This is a genomic window from Rhodococcus zopfii NBRC 100606 = JCM 9919 (genome assembly GCF_001895025.1).
GTDB lineage: Bacteria > Actinomycetota > Actinomycetes > Mycobacteriales > Mycobacteriaceae > Rhodococcus > Rhodococcus zopfii.
Map to the genome: position 1 here is coordinate 118,472 of NZ_BCXI01000028.1, position 7,530 is coordinate 126,001.

Below are 7,530 nucleotides of genomic sequence, written 5' to 3' on the forward strand. Positions count from 1 at the left end.
GCCGGGTGGTCACGTCTGGCTACTTGAACACCGTTCAAGTATGGTGTCGTTCCATGACCGCACCCGTCAGTCTGGCCTGGCTCGACGACGCCGCCGAAAAGCGCCGCGTCGCGGGGCTGCATCGAACACTGCTGCCCCGCACGTCCGGTTCCCGCCTCGTCGACCTGGCATCCAACGACTACCTCGGCCTGGTCCGGCATCCCGAGGTCGTCGCCGGTGCCGCGGCGGCGCTGCGTCGCTGGGGTGCGGGCTCGACCGGCTCCCGTCTGGTCACCGGCACGACCGCCGAACACGAACTGCTCGAACGTGAACTCGCCGAGTTCGTCGGCGCCGAAGCGGGTCTCGTGTTCGCGAGCGGTTACGCGGCGAATCTCGGTGCGGTCACCGCGCTGGGCGGACCCGGTACCCTGATCGTCTCCGACGCGGGTTCCCACGCCTCCCTCGTCGACGCGTGCCGCCTGTCGCGGTCGCGGGTGCAGGTCGCCCCGCACGCCGACGTCGAATTCGTCGAGACAGCCCTCGCCACGCGCGCCGAACCGCGCGCCCTTGTTCTCACCGACTCGGTGTTCAGTGCCGACGGTGACCTCGCGCCGCTGCAAGCACTCCATCGGGTGTGCCGCGCGCACGACGCGTTGCTCCTCGTGGACGAGGCCCACGGTGTGGGCGTCCGCGGTGTAGGGGGTCGCGGACTCGTACACGAAGTGGGCCTCGCCGGCGAGCCCGACGTCGTCGTCACGGCGACGCTGTCCAAATCTCTTGCCGCGCAGGGTGGAATCGTGCTCGGGGACAGCCGGATCCGGGAGCATCTCATCGACACCGCCCGCACCTTCATCTTCGACACCGGACTCGCGCCCGCGGCCGTCGGCGCCGCCCGCAGCGCACTGCGCATCCTCCGCGAGCAGCCGGAGCGTGCCACCGCGGTCCTGCAGCGGGCCGCCGACCTCGCCCGCATCACCGGTGTCGACGCGCCCGAATCGGCGGTCGTGTCGGTCATCCTCGGTGACCCGACGATCGCCGTCGGTGCCGCCGCGGCGTGCCGCGAACGCGGCCTGCACGTCGGGTGTTTCCGGCCGCCGTCCGTGCCCGCGGGCACGTCCCGACTGCGCCTGACCGCCCGCGCCGACCTGGAGACCGCGGATCTGGACCTGATCGCTTCGGTCCTCGGCGACGTCCTCGCGGAGGCCCGGGTGTGAGCGTTCTCTGCATCACCGGCACCTCCACAGACGTCGGCAAGACCGTGACGACCGCGGCTCTCGCCGCGGTCGCGGAGGCGGCCGGTCTGCGCGTCGCGGTGTGCAAACCCGCCCAGACCGGCGTCGAGGACGACGAACCCGGCGACCTCGCCGAGATCACGCGCCTCGCCGGTCCCGGCATCGACACCCTCGAGCTGGCCCGCTACCCCGAACCGCTCGCCCCGGACACCGCGGCCCGCCGCAGCGGACGACCGCTGCTGAATCTGCTCGACGTCGTCGCCGCGGTGCGTGCGCTCGACGCGACCCATGACCTGACGCTCGTCGAGGGCGCCGGCGGTGTATTGGTGCGGATCGGCGTCGACGGTTTCACCCTCGCCGACGTCGCGGCCGCGCTCGGCGCCCCGACGGTGCTGGTGGCTGCGGCCGGCCTCGGCACCCTCAACCACAGTGCTCTGACGGTCGGGGCACTCCGGGCGGCCGGTGTCGAGTGCGTCGGGACCGTCATCGGATCCTGGCCCGGCGACCCGGATCTCGCGCAGCAATGCAATCTCGAGGATCTGCCCGACGTCACCGGCGTTCCCCTGCTCGGTCGCATCCCGGCCGGCAGCGGCGGCCTCGATTCGTCGGCGTTCTCGGCCGGTGCCCAGCAGTGGCTGGCGGCGACCCCGCTGCTGCCGGAGGTGTCGGTCCGGTTCGGAACCCGCCGGTGAGCCCCCGACCCGGCCGGTTCGAGAGTTTCTGTCGGTGACCCTCGCGAACGAACGATCACGGGGCATCTCGGCTGCCGGTCGGTCGGCGACGGTCCTCGTCGGTACCCTGCCGATCTCCGCCACGGCCGCCGCCCAACGTGCCGGGGCGATCGGACCCGAGCCCGTCCCCGCGCAGACACCGCGGGTCCACCACCGCCATCACCTCGGGGACCTGCCGCGGACACCGGCGGCGGCGAGGTTCCGCACCGGATCGCCGCTCGAGGAATCAGCCAGCCGGGACGTCCGCGGGTTTATGCGCGATCACCCGGAACCCGACACCTCCGGCGCCGACACGATGCACCTCGTCGACGACGAAACCCGCTCCTTCGAGATAGGGGACCGGATCGCGGGTGAGGTGGTCGGCTCCGAACCGGACGGTGATCGGCTCGACCATTCGCATGAGCGCCGCACCGACCCGGTTCGTAGCAGGTCCGTGCTCGGCGAGAACGAAACGGCCACCCGGAACCAGCACCCGGAACGCCTCGCGGCTCGCGCGCAGGGGGTCTGGGATGGTGCAGAACGTCAGGGTCGAGACCACCGTGTCGATGCTGCTGTCCGGTAGGTCCAGGGCTTGGGCGTCGCCGCGGCGCACGGTCGTTCGGGTCAGCTGCTCGTTATCGATGCGTGCGCGGGCGAGGTCGAGCATCTTGTCGGACAGGTCGATTCCGAGAACGCTCGTGACCTCCGGCCCGTACAGCGGCAGATTCAGCCCGGTGCCCACGGCGATCTCGAGCACGCGACCTTCCGCCCGCGGGATAGCCCATTGCCGGGGCATGCCCAGGACTCGGCGCTCCCACCAGGCGATCTGCGAGTCGTACCGGCTCGACAGCGTGTCGAAGATCCGGCCCACGGTCTCGTTGTCCGGTTGCCGCATGGTGCGCTCCGTTTCTGCCGCGGTGCGAATCCGGTTTCGTCGACTGTACCGAGGTGGAGATACCCACGAGGGGGTATACCCCATGGGGTAGATTGCGTCGAGGTTGTCGAGAGGAAGGGCGTGGTCATGCAGGACGGCACCGACGAAAAGCTGTGGGACGAACGCTACAGCGCCCGCACCGCCCTGTGGAGCGGCGCCGCCAATCGGCACCTGATCGCGGAAGCCGCCGAACTTGCTCCCGGCACGGCGCTCGACGTCGGCAGCGGCGAAGGCGCGGACGCGATCTGGCTCGCGCGCCGCGGCTGGATCGTCACCGCGATGGACATCTCCTCCGTCGCCCTCGCACGTGCAGCCGGACACGCGGACGCCGAACCCGCCGAGATCGGCGACCGGATCGCGTGGCGGCACGAGGACTTGACCCAGTGGGATCCCGGAGACGACCGATTCGATCTGGTCACCGTGCAGTATCTGCACCTGCCCGCCGAGCCACGCGACGTGCTCTACCGGCGGCTCGCGTCCGCTGTCGCGCCCGGTGGCACCCTGCTCATCGTCGGACATCACCCCTCGGACCTGCAGACGACGATGCCGCGACCCCCGCGACCCGAACTGTTCTTCACCGGAGACGATCTCGTCGCCTTGCTCGAACCGGACGCCTGGCAGATCATCACCAACACGTCGGCGCCGCACGAGGCGACCGATCCCGAAGGTCGCGCCGTCACCGTCCACGACACCGTGCTGCGCGCGCGGCGCCGCTGACCGCTGTCGCGGTTGCGGCCCGGAGCGGTTTCATCCGCCTGTTCCGGGCCTGACCGTCACCGCGCGACATCCTCGAAGTGTGTGCGACCTCGGCGTTCCCACAGCACACCACCGGCCGCGGTGGCGCCCTGCGATTCAGTTCGCGCTCGAGTATCTTGTTCGTCGCGGTGACCGGCAGGTCGCTGCTGATCCGCACCCAGCGCGGCCACGCCTTCGGGGGCAGGTCGGGTTGCGCGGCGAGGACTGCTCGAACTCAGCGGGGGAGAGCTCCGCGTCGTCGCGCATCCAGTCGGTGGTGCGCCCGGCCGGATAGACCCGTCCGCGTCCCTGTAACCGAGGTCGCCGGACCGGAACATGCCTCCACGCATCCGCTCGGAGGTGGCGTTCGGATCGTTGTAGCAGCCGGAGAAGAACCCGCCGCCGTGTGTGTTGACGAGTTCTCCGATCGCCTTGTCCGCGTTGATCAATGCGCCGTCGGCGTCGAACTCCGCCGCCTCGCGTTCGGTGAGAGATTCGGAATCGTAGACGGCGACGCCGTCGAGGCCGCGGCCGATCGACCCCCGGCGGGGTGCCCGGTTCGCGGGTGATGATGATCGCCAGCTCCGTCGACCCGAACCCGTCGAACACCGTGCAGCCGAAACGCCGTGAGAACTCGTCGATGTCCCGGTCGGTGGCCTCATTGCCGTACGTGACCCGCAGCGGATTGTCGCAACGCATCCACCACCACCTGTCCAGGACATCTACCCCTGGGCGGCGACTGCGCACCGCCGTCCGCGCCGGCGGACGCCATGTCACCGAAATCGCGCACTCCGACTTCAATGCCCGTGAAGTCCCGCAGGCTGCGGCCGCGGTTGTCGACCGCATCGGCGACAGGAACAGCCTTCGGGGCCTCGGGCGAGGACCGTTCCTCGACGAACCGACGAAAGTCTGAGCACGGATCAATACTGGTGGAAGTCCCCTTCCGAAAGCAGCCTCGACGGGTCGGGTTGGCTCGTCTTCGCATTCCCTGCATGTGGTTTTGCGTTCCGTGCACGAGTGCCGCGACAGTCTTGATGGTGTGATCCGCGACACTTAGCGTGGCCATTCGTAAATGGCTTTACGACTCAGATCGGACACGACATGGCCAAGCCCTTCGCCTCATCAGCCGACCTCGCCGCCAAGGAGACTGTCGGGATAGCGGTTGATCCGGCATTGGCCGATACACCGAGCTTGCTTGGCGAGAAGACACCATCATGACCGAAACACTCGATCCTGTGGATCAGCCGACGATCGATCCCCAGCAGTTGGAGCAGCAGATGCTCGCCCGAGCCGGAGCCGACGTCTCGGCGACGGCCCCTGGTGGGGCCGCGATATTCGACGCCCGCCTCTGTCTTGCGTCAAGAAGGTGGCAAAGGGTGGGCGGCGAAAGGCGCGTGTGGCGAACTGCCGCGGCCTCGATGCCGGGCACGGCCGCATCAACGGTATCGATTTCAGCATCCGGGCTACGATTCGGTGTCCAACAGTCGGCGCGTCTGCTCCCATACCCGGTCCAGCAGTGATGGATCGTTGTGCAATCTGGCGAACAGGAGTGCTCCCTCGAGCTGGGCGAGGACTGCCCTGGCGGTGGCGACCGGATCCTCGGTTGTGATATCTGCGACGATGTCGGCAACAATGGTCGTCTGCTCGCTGGAAATATCTTGAATTCTCTTGCATACCAGCTATTTTCCGTCGGTCGGTTCGATCCCGACGTTTGCCGGCATGCAACCGCCGACGTTTCCGGTGGCCTGCCGATACGTGTGCTGAGCTTGGATCTGGGCGCCGATCAGAGATTCGAGGCGATACTCGGGATCGCCCGCACTGTCTCTGGCGGCCAACCATGCGGGGCGTTGCCCGTCCCAGTAGGCATCGACCGCGGCCAGTGACAATGCCTCTTTGGAAGGGAAGAAATGGTAGAAGCTTCCCTTGCGGACGCCGGCGCGTGCACAGATCTCGGCAACGCCGATGGCGGCGTATCCGAGCTGATGCATGAGGTCGCCCGACGCGGCGAGTAAGCGCTCTCGGGCGTCGCTGAATCTCCCCATTCCCCGAGCCGAGACGATCGGTCAACTTTCCATTTATCGTTGACCGATCGTCTACAAAGGAGTGTGAAGAATGCCCGAAGTCACCGTCGCTGTCGCCGACCGCAGCGGACACGGACATACCGAGCAGCAGGCGAAGTCCGTCGTATGGGGCGCGGAGAGCGTCGACGGCGTCGATGCTCTGCTGGTCGATGTCGAGAAACTCGGCGAGAATCTGCGGACCACACTCGCGGGCGCGGATGCGATCGTGCTCGGTACGCCCACCTCCATGGCCGGCCACAGTGCGGTCTTCCAGTCCTTCGCCGAGGCCAGTTCCGTCGTGTGGGCCGAGCAGGGGTGGAAGGACCAGGTTGCGGCCGGGTTCACCAACTCCGCCGGTGTCAACGGCGACAAGCTCAACACCTTGGTCGGGCTGTCGCTGTTCGCGGCCCAACACGAGACGACCTGGGTGGGTCTCGATCTGCCACCGGGCTGGGCCTACACCTCCGCCGGGCGGCGTGACTCGTTGAACGCACTCGGCAGCTTCCTGGGTGCAATGGCTCAGTCGCCCTCGGTTCTGGCTCCCGCGAAGGCTCCGGTGCAAGCTGATTTGGATACCGCGGCCCATCTTGGTCGCCGCGTTGCCGAACACACACCGGCCTTGTCGCGTCGCCGTCAGGTGGTCGCCCAGTGAACGCCTTCACCGATCTGATCGGAATCGAGCACCCCATCGTGCAGGGGCCGTTCGGTGGCGGATTGTCGACCGTCGAACTGCTGGCCACGGTCTCCGACGGTGGCGGGCTCGGCTCGTTCGGGGCCCACGTCCTCCACGGTTCAGCAATCATCGAGCTGGTCGCTGCATGTAGGGCTCGAACCAGCAGGCCGTTCAACATCAACCTGTGGGTTCCTCAATCCGGCCAACCCACTGATCTCAGTTCTGAGGACATGAACAGGCTCCGACCGTTCTACGCCGAACTCGGCGCCGAGCCGCCACACGAGATCGCTGTACCGGACTACGCCGAACAACTCGCCGCGGTGCTCGAAGCCGCACCGCCGGTGGCGAGTTTCGTGATGGGTATCCCCGACGCTGGATTCCTCGCAGCGGCGCGCGAGCGCGGGATCGTCACCATGGGCACCGCTACGACCGTGGACGAAGCCGTCGCAGTGGAAGCCGCGGGCATGGACGCGGTAGTCGCATCCGGATCCGATGCCGGTGGTCATCGCGGCGCCTTCCTCCGCCCGATCAACGAATCCCTCGTCGGCACTTTCTCGCTGATTCCCCAAGTGGCGCGCGCTGTTTCCATTCCTGTCGTGGCGGCAGGCGGGATCGCCGATACTCGCGGGATCGCCGCCGCGATGCTTCTCGGAGCGGACGCAGTGCAGATCGGTACCGGATTCCTTGCGACCGAACAGTCGGGCGCGAGCGCGGTGCATCGAGCCAGGCTACGCAGCGCCGAGGCTCGAACCACCGTGCTCACCCGGCTGTTCTCCGGTCGTACGGCCCGAGGCATTGCCAATCGCTTCACGCGTGAGATGGCCGAGTTCGAGGCCGCCGTTCCCGGCTATCCCGCACAGAACGCCCTCATGGCACCGATCCGGACCGCGGCCGCGCAACGAGGCGACGCGGAATTGCTGAACCTGTGGTCAGGACAATCCGCGGCACTGGCAGGCAGTACCGACGCCCGCGAATACCTCGCGGCGTTGACGGCCGATGCAGACTTCTGCGGCGGCCGGCACGGATCGGAGAGGTGACTATGGCCGCCACGCTGCACGCGTGATGGCGCTCTTTGATCCTGCTCACCGAAAGTGCTCACCCGTGTGGCTCCGCCGATGGGGGCGGGTCCTCGAGCTGCCTACCAGATGTAGACCGGGTACTCGGGTGTGCTGTTGAGACGGTTGCCGACCACTCCGATGAGTACTAG

General features: G+C 67.8%; 7 protein-coding genes and 1 pseudogene. 5 read left to right on the top strand and 3 right to left on the bottom strand.

Going from position 1 to position 7,530, the window contains the following annotated elements:
- Positions 1–53 precede the first annotated feature (53 nt).
- Positions 54–1,193 (top strand): 8-amino-7-oxononanoate synthase, encoded by a 1,140-nt coding sequence (locus RZ1_RS17970; protein WP_072813849.1) that lies wholly within the window; start codon positions 54–56, stop codon positions 1,191–1,193.
- The gene (gene bioD / locus RZ1_RS17975) at positions 1,190–1,903 is read left to right on the top strand and encodes a dethiobiotin synthase (RefSeq protein WP_072813850.1); all 714 of its coding nucleotides are present in this window, start codon (positions 1,190–1,192) and stop codon (positions 1,901–1,903) included. Before RZ1_RS17970 ends, bioD begins: the two co-directional genes overlap by 4 nt.
- 265 nt (positions 1,904–2,168) lie before the next feature.
- Here bioD and RZ1_RS17980 read toward each other — a convergent pair whose 3' ends face one another.
- Complete coding sequence (locus RZ1_RS17980; protein WP_072813851.1) at positions 2,169–2,816, bottom strand: class I SAM-dependent methyltransferase; 648 nt, start codon at positions 2,814–2,816, stop codon at positions 2,169–2,171.
- Positions 2,817–2,942: 126 nt separating this feature from the next.
- Between RZ1_RS17980 and RZ1_RS17985 the strand changes: the two genes are divergently transcribed.
- Positions 2,943–3,572, top strand: a complete 630-nt coding sequence (locus RZ1_RS17985; RefSeq protein ID WP_072813877.1) for a class I SAM-dependent methyltransferase — start codon at positions 2,943–2,945, stop codon at positions 3,570–3,572.
- A gap of 56 nt (positions 3,573–3,628) precedes the next feature.
- Here RZ1_RS17985 and RZ1_RS17990 read toward each other — a convergent pair.
- Positions 3,629–4,280 (bottom strand): annotated as a pseudogene (locus RZ1_RS17990) (acyl-CoA synthetase family protein); the annotation flags it as partial.
- A 989-nt stretch (positions 4,281–5,269) separates the two neighbouring features.
- Positions 5,270–5,632: a TetR/AcrR family transcriptional regulator gene (locus RZ1_RS29670; RefSeq protein WP_083583755.1), complete on the bottom strand. Its 363-nt coding sequence runs from the start codon at positions 5,630–5,632 to the stop codon at positions 5,270–5,272.
- Between the two features lie 70 nt (positions 5,633–5,702).
- Between RZ1_RS29670 and RZ1_RS18010 the strand changes: the two genes are divergently transcribed.
- Together RZ1_RS18010 and RZ1_RS18015 are read left to right on the top strand one after the other, a co-directional pair.
- On the top strand, positions 5,703–6,302 hold the full coding sequence (locus RZ1_RS18010) for a flavodoxin family protein (RefSeq protein WP_072813855.1): 600 nt from the start codon (positions 5,703–5,705) through the stop codon (positions 6,300–6,302).
- The gene (locus tag RZ1_RS18015; RefSeq protein WP_072813856.1) at positions 6,299–7,360 is read left to right on the top strand and encodes an NAD(P)H-dependent flavin oxidoreductase; all 1,062 of its coding nucleotides are present in this window, start codon (positions 6,299–6,301) and stop codon (positions 7,358–7,360) included. Before RZ1_RS18010 ends, RZ1_RS18015 begins: the two co-directional genes overlap by 4 nt.
- Positions 7,361–7,530: the final 170 nt, after the last annotated feature.

What these genes read in the sequence shown, in the direction of transcription:
- RZ1_RS17980 (WP_072813851.1), bottom strand. Translation starts at nt 2,816, where the DNA reads ATGCGGCAACCGGACAACGAGACCGTGGGCCGGATCTTCGACACGCTG.
- RZ1_RS17970 (WP_072813849.1), top strand. Translation starts at nt 54, where the DNA reads ATGACCGCACCCGTCAGTCTGGCCTGGCTCGACGACGCCGCCGAAAAG.
- RZ1_RS18010 (WP_072813855.1), top strand. Translation starts at nt 5,703, where the DNA reads ATGCCCGAAGTCACCGTCGCTGTCGCCGACCGCAGCGGACACGGACAT.
- RZ1_RS29670 (WP_083583755.1), bottom strand. Translation starts at nt 5,632, where the DNA reads ATGGGGAGATTCAGCGACGCCCGAGAGCGCTTACTCGCCGCGTCGGGC.
- RZ1_RS17985 (WP_072813877.1), top strand. Translation starts at nt 2,943, where the DNA reads ATGCAGGACGGCACCGACGAAAAGCTGTGGGACGAACGCTACAGCGCC.